At 64.7% G+C, this 13058-nt stretch carries 11 protein-coding genes; all 11 read right to left on the reverse strand.

Annotated elements, in window-relative coordinates; genetic code table 11:
- Positions 1-198: 198 nt before the first annotated feature.
- Positions 199-1536 carry an RNA polymerase sigma factor RpoD gene (gene rpoD, locus NE547_RS09780; RefSeq protein ID WP_370866840.1) on the reverse strand — a complete coding sequence of 446 codons (1338 nt, stop codon included), beginning with the start codon at positions 1534-1536 and terminating at the stop codon, positions 199-201.
- Between the two features lie 4 nt (positions 1537-1540).
- Positions 1541-3322 carry a DNA primase gene (gene dnaG, locus NE547_RS09785; RefSeq protein ID WP_256175689.1) on the reverse strand — a complete coding sequence of 594 codons (1782 nt, stop codon included), beginning with the start codon at positions 3320-3322 and terminating at the stop codon, positions 1541-1543.
- Positions 3323-3639: 317 nt separating this feature from the next.
- The gene (locus NE547_RS09790; RefSeq protein ID WP_256175691.1) at positions 3640-4644 is read right to left on the reverse strand and encodes a deoxyguanosinetriphosphate triphosphohydrolase; all 1005 of its coding nucleotides are present in this window, start codon (positions 4642-4644) and stop codon (positions 3640-3642) included.
- 94 nt (positions 4645-4738) lie between these two features.
- Positions 4739-5368, reverse strand: coding sequence for a YigZ family protein (locus NE547_RS09795; RefSeq protein ID WP_256175693.1), 630 nt, complete (start codon positions 5366-5368; stop codon positions 4739-4741).
- Positions 5365-5898 (reverse strand): GNAT family N-acetyltransferase, encoded by a 534-nt coding sequence (locus tag NE547_RS09800; protein WP_256175695.1) that lies wholly within the window; start codon positions 5896-5898, stop codon positions 5365-5367. Before NE547_RS09800 ends, NE547_RS09795 begins: the two co-directional genes overlap by 4 nt.
- Complete coding sequence (locus tag NE547_RS09805; RefSeq protein ID WP_186907223.1) at positions 5895-6644, reverse strand: AAA family ATPase; 750 nt, start codon at positions 6642-6644, stop codon at positions 5895-5897. Before NE547_RS09805 ends, NE547_RS09800 begins: the two co-directional genes overlap by 4 nt.
- A 36-nt stretch (positions 6645-6680) precedes the next feature.
- Positions 6681-7985 (reverse strand): GTPase HflX, encoded by a 1305-nt coding sequence (hflX, locus tag NE547_RS09810; RefSeq protein WP_186907222.1) that lies wholly within the window; start codon positions 7983-7985, stop codon positions 6681-6683.
- Between the two features lie 14 nt (positions 7986-7999).
- The gene (locus NE547_RS09815) at positions 8000-8506 is read right to left on the reverse strand and encodes a flavin reductase family protein (protein WP_256175697.1); all 507 of its coding nucleotides are present in this window, start codon (positions 8504-8506) and stop codon (positions 8000-8002) included.
- Between the two features lie 297 nt (positions 8507-8803).
- On the reverse strand, positions 8804-9010 hold the full coding sequence (rpmE, locus tag NE547_RS09820; protein WP_007489589.1) for a 50S ribosomal protein L31: 207 nt from the start codon (positions 9008-9010) through the stop codon (positions 8804-8806).
- A gap of 125 nt (positions 9011-9135) precedes the next feature.
- Entirely contained in the window at positions 9136-12729 is a 3594-nt protein-coding gene (gene addA / locus NE547_RS09825; protein ID WP_256175710.1) for a helicase-exonuclease AddAB subunit AddA, read from the reverse strand.
- 50 nt (positions 12730-12779) lie between these two features.
- Entirely contained in the window at positions 12780-13001 is a 222-nt protein-coding gene (locus NE547_RS09830; protein WP_186907219.1) for a helix-turn-helix domain-containing protein, read from the reverse strand.
- Positions 13002-13058 lie beyond the last annotated feature (57 nt).

Consider the following 13058-nt stretch of genomic DNA (forward strand, 5'->3'; position numbering starts at 1 on the left):
CCTTAAGGGGCAGCCCGTGAAAGAAATGCGGTCGGCAAACCTTTCGGGGCCCCTTAAGGGGCTTCGTCCGTATCATGCCCTTCTAGGGCTTACTCAAGCCTCCGGCTTTGCCGGAGGTTTTGACTCAAACAGGCTTTCGCTTCTTGCTCCAGCCGGGAGGCACGCCGCTGCCCCTTGGCTGTGCAACGCTTCCGCCCCTTAGTTCAGAAAGTCCTTCAGCTTCTTGCTCCGGCTGGGATGGCGCAGTTTTCTCAGAGCCTTGGCCTCGATCTGGCGGATCCGTTCACGGGTCACGTTAAATTCCTTGCCCACTTCCTCCAGCGTGCGGGTGCGGCCGTCCTCAATTCCAAAGCGGAGCTTGAGCACCTTCTCCTCACGGGGCGTAAGCGTACTCAGCACATCCACCAGCTGCTCCTTGAGCAGGGTGAAGCTGGCGGCCTCCGAGGGCTCGGAGGCGTCCTCGTCGGGGATGAAATCCCCCAGATGGGAATCCTCCTCCTCACCAATGGGAGTCTCCAAGCTGACCGGCTCCTGGGCGATCTTCAGGATCTCCCGCACCTTATCCACCGGCATGGACATCTCCTCTGCGATCTCCTCGGGCGTGGGGTCGTGGCCCAGCTCCTGGAGCAGCTGCCGGGAGACTCGAATGACCTTGTTGATGGTCTCCACCATATGGACGGGGATCCGGATCGTGCGGGCCTGGTCTGCAATGGCCCGGGTAATAGCCTGGCGGATCCACCAGGTGGCATAGGTGGAGAACTTATAGCCCTTGGTGTAATCGAACTTCTCCACCGCCTTGATCAGCCCCAGGTTGCCCTCCTGGATCAGATCCAGGAAAAGCATGCCCCGGCCCACATACCGCTTTGCGATGGAGACCACCAGACGCAGGTTGGCCTCGGCCAGGCGCTGCTTGGCGGCCTCGCCGCGCTTCACCAGCCGCTTGAGCTCGGCCTCGTCCTCGGCGCTGAGTTCGATCTCATCGCCCTCCCTGCGCGCGCGTTCCATCTCCTCCATCTGCTCCTTGGCGGCGTCGCCGGCGCCCATATCCTGGGCCAGCTCGATCTCCTCCTCCGGGGTGAGCAGATTTACCTTGCCGATCTCCTTCAGGTACATGCGCACCGGGTCGTCGATCCCAAACGAATCCACCAGGGTGTTGGGATCCACGATCTCCTCCTCGGGGATCTCCTCCAGCTCCTCGGCAGGGGGCACGAGATCGTCGGCCAGCTCGGGCAGGTAATCCTCCCCCACCGTGTCGATCCCCAGATTCTCCAGCGTGTCGTAAATCTTATCCATCTGCTCGGAACTCAGGTCCAGGTTCTCCAGCACGTCCATCAGCTCGCTGGACGAGAGGTTGCCCTTCTTTTTGCCCCGCTCGATGAGCTCGGCCAGCTTTTCCGCACCCTGAACGCCCTCGACCACCTTCATGATCTCGATCTTGCCCTGCTCCATCTTCTGTTCATTGCTGACGCTGGGCTTCTTCTGCGCTTCCAGGGTCAATGTGTGTACCTTTTTGCCGGCGGTGTTCTTTTCACTCATGCGGTCATCCTCCATAGCCTTTTTTCTCTCTGAATTTCTCCCGCGCCGCCAGCAGGGGGTCCACCTGATCCGTCCCCGACCGCTTGAGGGCCTCGGTCTCTATGATCTCTATGTAATCGCGCAGGGCCTGTTGGCTGTGGGCCAGAGACTCCGGCTGATCCATCACGCTTACCAAATGATTCATTTCCTCCGGGGAAAGCTCCCCGGCCAGAGCCGCCAGCTGCGTGGAGCGCCCCTCGCGGTGGCGGCGCAGCAGCAGGCCGTAGATTTTTGCCAGCGCCGGAGCGGAAAACTGCTCCGGCTTGAGCCCGGCCGTCTCTTGAAACAGTGCGCTCTCCAGCAGCAGCAGCCGGAGCACCCCCTCCTCCGCACGGGCAGAGCGCAGGTTGGCGTAGCGCAGCTCCCGCTCCTTCGGCTGGAGCTGGACGGCTGGGGTCAGGTCACGGCGCTCCTGTTTCTTTTTGGCCTGCTTCATGCGGCGGGCCAGCTCCCGCTTGACCTCCTGGGCCATGGCCTCGGCGGAGACGCCCGCGGCGGCGGCGGCCTTGTTGCCGTAGATCTCCCGTTCGATGGGGCTGCGCAGGGAGGCTACCGTCTCCACCGCTTCCCGCAGAAAAGCCAGCCGCCCCTCCTCGCCGGACAGATCGTGCCGCTGCTGCAGGGTATCCAGCTTGTAGTCGTTCTGCCCCGCGCTGCCGCTCAGGCACTTTTCAAAAGCGGCGGGGCCAAATTTTTTTACAAAGTCATCCGGGTCCTGTTTGAGCGGGTTTCCCGCGGCGTCGTACGCATTGGGCAGCTGCAGCACCCGTACGTTCAGGTCGGCGTTTCTCAGGATGCCCAGTACCCGGTCGGTGGATTTTTTCCCCGCCGGGTCGTTATCGTAGCAGAGCACCAGTTCCCGGGTGTACCGGGCGAGGATCCGGGCATGCTCCTCGGTAAGTGCGGTGCCCATCGTGGCCACTACGTTGTCAAAGCCCGCCTGATGCAGGGTGATCACGTCGATATTGCCCTCGACCAGCACCAGGTTGGGCCGCTTGGTGCTCTTGGCAAAATTCAGGGCGTAGATGAGCCGCCCCTTTTTGAACACGGCCGTCTCAGGGGTGTTGAGGTACTTCGCCCCCTCCTCTCCCGGCAGGATGCGGCTGGTAAAGCCGGTCACTTCCCCCCGCACGTCGATCACGGGGAGCATGAGCCGGGAGCGGAACTTATCGTAGACGCCGCCGTTTTTACCCGCCACGGCAAGGCCTGCTTCGATCAGCTCCAGCTTGGTATACCCCTGTTCCGACAAGGCGCGGATCAAGCCGTCCCACTGGTCCGGGGCGGCCCCCAAACCGAAGCGGGTGGCTGTGCGGGGGGTAATCTGCCGCTGGGCGATATAGTCCCGCACCCGCGCCCCGCCGGGGCTTTTGAGGTATTCGTGGTAGAACCGGGCCGCATCCCGGTTGGCCGCCAGGGCACGGGCGCGCTTTTTCCGGCTTTCGTCGTCGGCCGAAGCGTCCGGGACCTCCATCCCCGCCCGCTGGGCCAGCAGGCGTACCGCATCCAAAAACGGCAGGTTCTCGATCTCCATAAGAAAGGAGATCACCCCGCCCCCCTTTCCGCAGCCAAAGCAGTGGTAGATCTGCTTCTCCTGAGACACGGAAAAGGAGGGCGTCTTTTCACTGTGAAAGGGACACAGGCCCCACAGATTGGCGCCCTTCTTTTTCAGGGATACGTAGGAGGACACCACATCGGAGATCTCGCTCCGGGCCACCAGCTCGTCGATAAATTGCTCCGGAATGGCCATGGCCGCCCTCCTTCCGACTATTTTTGCCGTGATCTGCCGGTTTCATACCCGTGCCCCGTCATTTCCTGCCCCACGCGGCACAGCCGCGCGGGGACCCCGTTTCAACTTCCTCGGGCGAACTGAATTCGCCCTGCGGCAAGGTTTTGCCCGCGGCAAAACGCTTGGCGCGCTTGCGCGCGTCCCACTTCGCGGGTCCCTGCCCCACGCGGCACAGCCGCGCGGGGACCCCGTTTCAACTTCCTCGGGCGAACTGAATTCGCCCTGCGGCAAGGTTTTGCCTGCGGCAAAACACTTAGCGCGCTTGCGCGCGTCCGCGTCTATTTCACGCTCCACGCCTTTGGGATGAAGGCTTCGCCGAACTGTTCCACCGCAAATTTGTCCGTCATACCGGAAATGTAGTCGCAGACGGCGCGCTCCGGGCTCTCCTCCATACGGATCTCCTGGAATTCCGGGGGCAGCTTGTCCGGGTCTGCTCTATAGTATTCAAAGAGGCGGCGCAGCATGTCCTGCGCCTTGCCCTCCTCGCCCTTGGCCACCGGATTGCGGTAAACGTACTCAAACATGAACTCCCGCAGCTCGTGCATGGCGTCCCGGCAGGCGGCGGACTGGACGATTTCATTGCGCCCGGCGCTGCTTGCGATGATGTCCGTCACCAGGGTGTTGATGCGCTCGGAGTGGGTGAATCCCAGCACCTGAGAGACGCTCAGGGGAATATCCATAGGATAGATGATCTTGCCCCGAATGGCGTCGTCGATATCGTGGTTGATGTAGGCAATCTTATCCGCCAGGCGCAGAAGCTGGCCCTCCAGCGTCTCGGCCCGGTCGCTTCCCGTATGGCAGAGGATGCCCCGGCGCACCTCCCACGTCAGGTTGAGGCCCTCTCCGTCCTTCTCCAGCCGGTCCACCACCCGCAGGGACTGCTCGTTGTGGGCAAACCCGCCGGGCATGATCTCATGGAGGACCCGCTCCCCGGCGTGGCCAAAGGGGGTATGGCCCAGATCATGGCCATAGGCGGCGGCCTCCGTCAGGTCTTCATTGAGGCGCAGCCCCCGTGCGATGGTACGGGCGATACGGGAGACCTCGATGGTGTGGGTCATACGGGTGCGGTAGTGGTCCCCCTCCGGCTCCAGGAATACCTGCGTTTTGTGCTTCAGCCGCCGGAATGCCTTGGAGTGGACGATGCGGTCGATGTCGCGCTGGAAGCAGGTGCGGGTGGGACACGGCTCCAGGGGACGCTCCCGCCCCCGCGAGGCCGATGCAAGACAGGCGAAGGAAGACAGCTGCGCCCGCTCCGCCGCTTCGGTCTGTTCTCTCAGTGTCAAGGGAAATGCCCTCCTCCCCTGCTTCCGCTATAACTGTATACGCTTTTTTTCGGAAAAACCCTTCTTTTTTCCGAAAATTCATAATTTATTCATATTATTTGATCGGAACCGCACGATAGGCCTCCCCGCAGGCCCGGGGCAGGACCTCCCCGGCGGTCCGTTCGGTCACCGCCGCGATAAAGTCTTCCACCCGCTGCTCGGGCAGCAGCGCCCGGATGGTCACGTCTTCGGCGTACTCCACGCCGCCCAGCGCGCCGCCCTGGCGCTCCACCTCCAGCTTCATCCGCTCAAAAAGCCCGTAGGCGCAGGGCAGGGACAGCTCCACCCAGCGGCGCACCACGGAGATCCCGGCGGCATCCAACGCGTCCTTGGCGCTTTGGGTATAGGCCCGCACGAGCCCGCCGGCCCCAAGCAGCACGCCGCCGAAGTAGCGGGTGACCACACAGCAGACGTTTTCCACGCCCTCCCGCTGGAACACGCCCAGCATGGGCTGTCCCGCGGTACCTTGGGGTTCCCCGTCGTCGGAGCAGCGCTCCGCGCCCCCCGCGCGAAGCCGGTAGCACCAGCAGTTGTGCCGGGCGTCATAGTGCCGCTTTTTGACTGCCTCGATCCGGGCGCGGGCCTCCTCCTCGCTCTCCACGGGGAAGACCTGCCCCAGAAAACGGGAGCGCTTTTCCACCAGTTCGGTCTCGGCAGGGCCCGTCGGCACAAAATATTCCGTCACTGCATCCACTCCTCCCGGGTAATGGCATAATAGTGCGCCTGCCGCACTTCCCCCAGCTGCACTACCTCCTCCCGCCGGGAAAAGCGGTAGGTCATACCGCACTTTTCCATCACACGGCGGGATTTTACGTTGCCGTCATAGTAGGCCGCCCAAAAGGCCGCATAGCCCAGCGCCGTAAAGCCGTGCAGGAGGATCGCCTCCACCGCCTCCGGGATCAGACCCTGCCCCCAGTGATCCCGGCACAGGGAATAGCCGATCTCCTCGCTGGGCAGACCCAGCCCCGGCTCGTGCTTATCCACGAATCCGGCCGAGCCGATCACCCGGCCGGTCTTCCGCAGGACCACCGCCAGGGTGTTGGAGGGCTGGAAGATGGTGCGGATCACCTCCAGGCTTTCCGCCAGACTCTCATGGGGCTTCCAGCCGGCGGGCGGCCCCACCTCCGGATGGCTGGCATAGGCGTACAGATCCTGTGCGTCTTCCTCGGTAAAGGGACGCAGGATCAGACGGGACGTCTCCAGGTACAGGCTCATGCTTCCTCCTCTCCGCCCTCCGCAAAGAGGACGCGCATCATCCGCTCCGGCGCGGCCAAAAAATCACGGGTGATCTGAACGTGCTCTGTCTCCTGCCAGGCCACCGGCGTGATGCCCGCCGCGCCGTCAAAGCGCAGGATCTCCGCCCGGGGGCAGGCCATCAGGATGGGGGAATGGGTGGCCACAATCAGCTGGGAGCCCTCCGACGCCAGACGGTGCAGCAGCGCCAGAAAGGTGAGCTGGCGGACCGGGGACAAGGCGGCCTCAGGCTCGTCCAGCAAATAAAGGCCCTGTCTCCGGAAACGGTTCTGGGCCAAGGCGAGCAGGCTCTCCCCATGGGATCGGCCGTGCAGGGAGCGCCCGCCGAACTGCCGCAGAAAGCCCCGGTCGCCCCCAGCCAGCTCGTCCACATAGCTGGCCATGTTGTACAAGCTCTCGGAGCGGAGAAAATAGCCGTCCTGCGCAATGCAGCTCCCCCGCACCAGGCGCAGCCTGCGGTACAAGCCGGAGTGGGTGTCCCGGCTGGAAAACCGGAAATTCCGGGAGCCGCCCTCCGGATTAAAGCCCCAAGCCACGGCGATGGCCTCCAGCAGCGTGGATTTCCCGCTCCCGTTCTCCCCCACGAAGAAGGTGACCGGGCAGCGGAACTCCAGCCGTTTCAGCGCCGCCACTGCCGGAATGCGCCGCGTGTAGTCCGCCTCGTCCGCCGCCTCGTCCAGCTGCTCCAGGCCGCGCAGATAAAGCATATCCGTCACCTTCCTCTCCCCGGGCAAAGGCCGTCTTTATTCTTCCCAAAACTCCCTGGGCGGCGTCCAGCCGGAGACGATATAGCCCCGCAGACGGCCCAACTGCACCGGGGTGCACACGGCGGTGACCTCGATGGCCTCTCCGTAGTCCACCCGCTCCACCTTTGCCTGGCGGTGGAGCAGATCCACCAGCCCCCCCTGGTCGTAGGGGATCTGCAGCACCACCCGTCGTGCCCCGGTGTCCAGACGCGTTCCGATCATCTCCAGCAGCTTGTCCAGCCCCTGCCCCGTTTTCGCGGAGAGCGAGACGATGTCCGCCCCGTGGGGCAGGATATCGCCGGTATAGCAGTCCGCCTTGTTGAACACATCGATCCGGGGCGTCCCGGCGGAGCCCAGCTCATCGACCAGATGCTCCACCACCTCGGCCTGCTCCCGCCATTCGGGGTTGGAGGCGTCGATGACGTGGAGCAGCAGATCCGCGTAGGACAGCTCCTCCAAAGTAGCCTTGAAGGCCTCCACCAGGTGGTGGGGGAGCTTGCGGATAAAGCCCACGGTGTCGCTGAGCAGCACCGTACAGGTATCGCTGATCTCCAGGGTGCGGGTGGTGGTGTCCAGCGTGTCGAACAGACGGTCGTTGGCCGGGATCTCCGCGCCGGTGAGGGCGTTCAGAAGGGTGGACTTGCCTGCGTTGGTATAGCCCACCAGAGCCACCACCGGCACCTCGTTCTTCTCCCGCAGTTGCCGCTGGGTGGCGCGCACCCGCCGCACCTGCTCCAGTTCCTCCTGAAGCTTGGCGATCTTACGGCGGATGTGCCGCCGGTCGGTCTCCAGCTGGGTCTCACCGGGGCCGCGGGTACCGATGGGGCTCTTTCCGCCGGAGGCGGTCTGCCGCACCAGGTGGCCCCACATGCCCGTCAGCCGGGGCAGCAGGTATTGGTACTGGGCCAGCTCCACCTGCAGCCGGCCCTCCCGTGTGCGGGCCCGCTGGGCAAAGATGTCCAGAATGAGGGCCGCACGGTCCAGCACCTGGACCCCCAATTCCTCGGACAATACCCGCTGCTGGGAGGGGGAAAGGGCATTGTCAAAGATGACCAGGTCCGCCCCCGCGTTCCGGACCAGCTCCTTTACCTCGGCGGTCTTGCCTTCTCCGATAAAGGTGCGCGCTTCCGGGGCGTCCCGGTTCTGCAGCGCCATGCCCACGCAAACGCCCCCCGCCGTCTCCAGCAGGGCTTCCAGCTCCTCCATGGACGCCTCCGTGGCGCACTCCTCCCGGGGCAGGCTGTGGGCGCTCAGGCCCACCAGCACCGCCCGGTCGCGCTTGTCTTCGGTATACTGCGTCATAAAACCTCCCCGTGTCAGGTCCGCTTCAGGACCTCCACGATCTCTCCGATATACATGCGGTGGTAATCCTTTCCGGGATAGCAGGCCCCGTCGATCTCCGCATCCAGAAAATGGGCCGGATCAAGATCCTGCCAGTAGGCTTTCTTACAGACCAGCACCAGCTCGGCCTGTTCAAAATAAGGGGCCTTCCCCTCGCCCGCCGCCACGGTGAAGCCGCACGCCTTCGCCTTGTCGACCTCCCGGCCGCTCTTGGCGCCGCACAGCGCGAGGGCCTTGTGGTACTCGCGGCCGAAAAAGGCCAGGGTAAAGAAATCGCTGCGCTCCACAAATTCATAGGTGTAGCGCTGGGGGCGGATATAGATGGTCGCCACGTTCTTGCCCCACAGCACCCCCAGGCTGCCCCAGCTGGCGGTCATGGTGTTGCAGTGTTCCGGTGTACCTGCGGTGATCAGCATCCACTGATCCCCGATCAGGGAAAAGACGTTTTCCTTCAGGGTCTTGGGGTCGATCTTCTCAAACATCGTGCTGCCTCCCTTTTACGCTTCGTCGGCTACAGTATATGCAGTAGACCCGTCAAAAAAGCCATTCGGACTTTGGGATCACGTTCTGCACGGCGGCCGCGGCTCAATTCCCCAGGAGAGGGTCCCTCCAGCTGCCGTGAGAAGCATCCGTCCGAAGGCGCATACGCTCAGAACGGACCGTTTTTCCCGTTGTCCCGCCGCCAGGCTTCCCCCCCGGGGGAGCTCCGGGGCCGCAGACACAGGATTTGTGCAAAAGAGCCCGTACCGAAACCGGTACGGGCTCCCTGAAATACCAACTTACTTCTTGTCCAGACCAAACTTCTTGTTGAAGCGGCTGACGCGTCCGCCAGTATCCACCATCTTCTGCTTGCCGGTGAAGAAGGGGTGACACTTAGAGCAGACTTCAACTCGAATGTCCTTCTTGGTAGACCCGGTTTCGATCACGTTACCGCAGGCGCATTTGATGGTGGTCTGTTCGTAGTTGGGATGGATGCCTTCCTTCATTGTGTGTTCACCTCTTTCTCTTCCTGGATATGGGCATGTGGGTAGAAAGTACCCGCAAACGCATTTGATATAATAACATGTCCCGGGCAAAAATGCAACTACTTTTTTCTCTTTTTTCGGCCGTCTCACAGGTCCACCGCCCGGTCCAGGGCGAAGAACCACAAAACCCGCCGCGTCACGGGGCGACCGGTGATCTCGGCAAGGGCCCGGCTGTAGGCGGCCAGCTGTCCCCGGTATTCCTCCGCCCGGGCCGCCGCGGTTTGCTCCGTCACGCGGTCCGTCTTGAAATCCACGACCGTAATGCCCTGCTCCGTTTCAAAATAACAGTCCACCACGCCCTGGAGAAGCACCCGCTCCCCGGCGCCCGCATCCGGGTAATAGTCCCCGGCGTCGGCCAGGAGCGAAAATTTGAACTCCCGGTGCAGGGCGGCGCTCCCCCGTACCGCCCGGCCCAGCGGAGAGGCAAAAAAGGCGGTGATCTTCTCCGGCCGGACGGCCTGTCCCTGCTGGGGCGTCAGATAGGCCCCCTCCACCAGGCGGCGGATCTCCGCCTCCACCGCCGCCGCGGTATCGGTTCGGGCAAAGTCGATGTACTGCATCACCAGATGCAGGGCCGTTCCCTTCTGGGCCGGAGTAAGCCCAAATTCCTCGGCGGCGAACCGGGGGCGCTGCAGGGGCCGCGGGCGGGGGGGGTGTGGCGCCTGTTCGGCGGCCTCCTCGTCCAGAGCCCGGCCCTTGAGCTGGGTGGCGGTGAGCTTGGAGGGGATGGAGACGTCCCCCGCGTGGGGGTAGCGCCAGCGCAGCCGCGCCGCCAGCGCTTCCGCGTCCGTCTCCTCCTCTGCGTTCCGTTCCGGCTGCCGGGGCGCTGTCGCCGGGGCGGTGCGGAATTCTCCTGCGTCCACGACGCGCACGTCCCACGCCGGTCCGAACGGTACGTCCGGCGTTTCCACCTCCCGCTCCGCGGCCCGCCGGAGGGGCGCTCCATCCGGCCGGGCCAGGGCGGCCAGCAGCACCCACTGGCCGACGCTCTGGCAGCCCAGCAGCACCTGGGGCTCCACCGGGCAGCCCGCGTCGCCGGCCAGCCGCTCCAGCTCCCGCCCGCCCTGGGACAGGGCGCAGGAGAGGATCAGCTTCTCCTTGGCCCGGGTCATGGCCACATACAAAAGCCGCAGCTCCTCGGCCATCATTTCATACTCCAGCTGCCGGGCCACGGCGCTGCGCGCCAGCGTGGGGTACTCCACGCCCCGCTCCAGGTCCAGCCGCTTGGGCCCCACCCCCAGCCGGGGGTGGAAGAGAATGGGGCGGCTCATGTCCTCCCGGTTGAGCCTGCGCATGAGCCCGCACAGGAAGACCACCGGAAATTCCAGCCCCTTGGACTTGTGGATGCTCATCAGGCGCACGCCGCCCCCCGTCCGGCCAAGGGCGGGCAGCGCCAGCTTGGCCCCGTTCTCCCGCAGGCGGGTCAGATAGGACAAAAAGCCGAACAGGCCCTTGTGGCCCGCGCCCTCAAAGCGGCGGGCCAGTTCGGCCAGCGCGAGCAGGTTGGACTGCCGGGTCTCCCCCTCGTCCATCGCGCCGAAGACGCCCAGCAGATTGGTCCGGTCGTAGAGATGCCAGAGCAGCTGGTGGCAGCTTCGATCTGCGGCGCCGAAGCGCAGCTCGGCCAGCTCAGCCAAAACGGCCGCGCAGTCCGCGCCGCCGTCGGCCTGCAGCGCGGCGTAAAAATCCCCCTCCGGCGCGGCGGAACGGATCTGGGCCAGCCGGTCGGCGGAAAAGGCATACACCGGGGAGCGCAGCACCGAGATGAGCGGCACATCCTGCCGGGGATTGTCCACGATCTGCAGCAGCGACAGCGCCACCGACACCTCGGTGGCAGAAAAGAAGTCCCCGCCGCCCTCCGCCTCCCAGGGGACGTCCCGCTCCCCCAGGGCACGGGCGTAGTGGTGGAGCACGGTCCCGGGCGAGCGCAGCAGCACCACGATGTCCGAGGCCCGGACGGGACGCAGGCTCCCCGCTCCGTCGGAAACCGGAAAGCCCTCCTCCAGCAGCCGGCAGATCCGCCCGGCCACAAAGCGGGCCTCCAGCAGATCCCGCGGGGCTTTGCCGGGCCCCTCCTCCTCATCGTCTTCCTCCGCCGCGCAGTCCAGCGCATCCAGCTCCAGCGCGTAGAGAGCGCCGCCCTCCTCCTCCGCCTCCGGATAGTCCGCGCCGGGGTACAGGGCGTCCTCGTCGGTATAGTCCATCTCGCCGAACTCCTCCGACAGGAGGGCCCGGAAGAGGTAGTTGGCCCCCTCCAGCACCTGGGGGCGGGAGCGGAAGTTTTTGGACAAAATGATCCGCCGCTCCTCCCCCTCCGCGGCCTCGGTATAGGGCTTGAAGGAGCGGTATTTGCCCAAAAAGATGGTGGGATCGGCCAGACGGAAGCGGTAGATGGACTGCTTCACGTCCCCGACCAGAAACAGATTGCGCCCCTGCCGGGACAGGGCTTGAAAAATGGCGTTCTGGACCTGGTTGGTGTCCTGATACTCGTCCACCATGATCTCGTCGAACCGTCCGGCCCACTGCCGGGCCAGGGCGGTGGGGCCGCCGTCCTCCCCCACCAGCAGACGCACCGCCAGATGCTCCAGGTCCGAAAAGTCCAGCACGCCCCGCCGGGCCTTTTCGGCGGTATAGCGGGCCTCAAAGTCCTTTACCAGCGCAAACAGGCCCCGCACGGCCGGGTAGACCGCCCGCAGATCGCAGAGCAGTCCGGCGCTCTCGTCCCCGAACCAGTCCGCCAGCTTTTCCATGCGCTTTTTGCACTTGCTCCGGATGTCCTTGACCTGCCGGACCAGCGTCTCCGGGCAGCCGTCCATCTTTTTTCGCCCCGCCGCGGGGAACGGGATGGGCAGCGCGGCGCGGGCCGCGTCCCAGCCCCGCTGCGCGCCCGCCGCAAACGCCCGCAGCCCCTCCAGCGTGGCGGAGAGCGTGGGGCCGTAGTTGCCGTCCAGCCCCCCGTCCAGCGCGCACAGCTCCAGCGCACGGGCCACGCGCCCCGCCCAGTAGTCCGCCTGACGGCGGGCGTCGGCGAGCAGCAGTCTCCCCCAGGGGGTCTCGCCCGCCTCCTCCACCCCCTCCAGGGCAAAGGCGCGCTCCTGTGCGTCCAGCCAGGCCGCCGGGTCCGGATGGGCCTGGACCCGGCCCCGGATGTCCAGCACGATCTGCATGAGGCGGCTGTCATCCCGCCCGGCGGACATGGTATCCACCAGCCGGGCAAAATCGCTGCCCTCGGCCAGGCCCTCGTAGCGCTGCTCCAGCACGTCGTTGAGGGCGCGCAGCATCAGCACCCCCGCCTCCCCCTCGTCGCAGAGCTTGAAATCCGGGTCCAGGTCGATGGAATGGCCGCACTCCCGCAGAAGCTGGGCGCAGAAGGCGTGGACGGTGGAGATATTCGCCTTGTAGACCAGCGTGGACTGGCGGCGCAGGCGGCGGTCGGCGGGAGCCTCTGCCAGCCGGGCGGAGAGCTCCTCCACAATGCGCGAGCGCAGCTCGGCGGCGGCGGCTTTGGTGTAAGTGATGATCAGAAAGCGGTCGATGTCCAGTCCCTCTCCCGTCACACGGGCCAGAAGCCGCTCCACCAGCACGCGGGTCTTGCCCGACCCGGCGGCGGCGGACACCAGCAGGGCTCCGCCCCGGTCGTCCACCACCGCCTGCTGTTCCTTTGTCAGGGAAAAGGCCATAGGGATCACCTCTTTTTCGATTGCTTCCGGTCCATGCGCCGCAACGGCCGTTACCGCGCGATCTCCCGGACCTCGGACCGTCCCACCAGATAATCCAGGGACACGTTAAAGTAGTCGGTCAATGCGATCAATCCATCAGAATCAGGCCGGTTTTTTCCCGCCTCATAATTATGGGCAGACCAGCGCGTTACCCCAAGCATTGCTCCAATGGTCTGCTGAAAAGCCTGTCTTTCTTCCCGCACAGCCGAAAGCCGCTCTTCAAACGACGCCATTTTATCCTTCCTCTCTTGACAAGGTGCGTTCATCTCACTCTACCAATTGTAGCGTTA

It is taken from the genome of Flavonifractor sp. DFI.6.63, assembly GCF_024462255.1.
Taxonomy (GTDB): Bacteria; Bacillota; Clostridia; order Oscillospirales; family Oscillospiraceae; genus Lawsonibacter_A; species Lawsonibacter_A hominis.

Coding starts and splice junctions, on each gene's coding strand:
- rpoD (WP_370866840.1), bottom strand. CDS start 1,536: ATGAGTGAAAAGAACACCGCCGGCAAAAAGGTACACACATTGACCCTG.
- dnaG (WP_256175689.1), bottom strand. CDS start 3,322: ATGGCCATTCCGGAGCAATTTATCGACGAGCTGGTGGCCCGGAGCGAG.
- NE547_RS09800 (WP_256175695.1), bottom strand. CDS start 5,898: ATGAGCCTGTACCTGGAGACGTCCCGTCTGATCCTGCGTCCCTTTACC.
- NE547_RS09805 (WP_186907223.1), bottom strand. CDS start 6,644: ATGCTTTATCTGCGCGGCCTGGAGCAGCTGGACGAGGCGGCGGACGAG.
- hflX (WP_186907222.1), bottom strand. CDS start 7,985: ATGACGCAGTATACCGAAGACAAGCGCGACCGGGCGGTGCTGGTGGGC.
- NE547_RS09815 (WP_256175697.1), bottom strand. CDS start 8,506: ATGTTTGAGAAGATCGACCCCAAGACCCTGAAGGAAAACGTCTTTTCC.
- rpmE (WP_007489589.1), bottom strand. CDS start 9,010: ATGAAGGAAGGCATCCATCCCAACTACGAACAGACCACCATCAAATGC.
- addA (WP_256175710.1), bottom strand. CDS start 12,729: ATGGCCTTTTCCCTGACAAAGGAACAGCAGGCGGTGGTGGACGACCGG.
- NE547_RS09830 (WP_186907219.1), bottom strand. CDS start 13,001: ATGGCGTCGTTTGAAGAGCGGCTTTCGGCTGTGCGGGAAGAAAGACAG.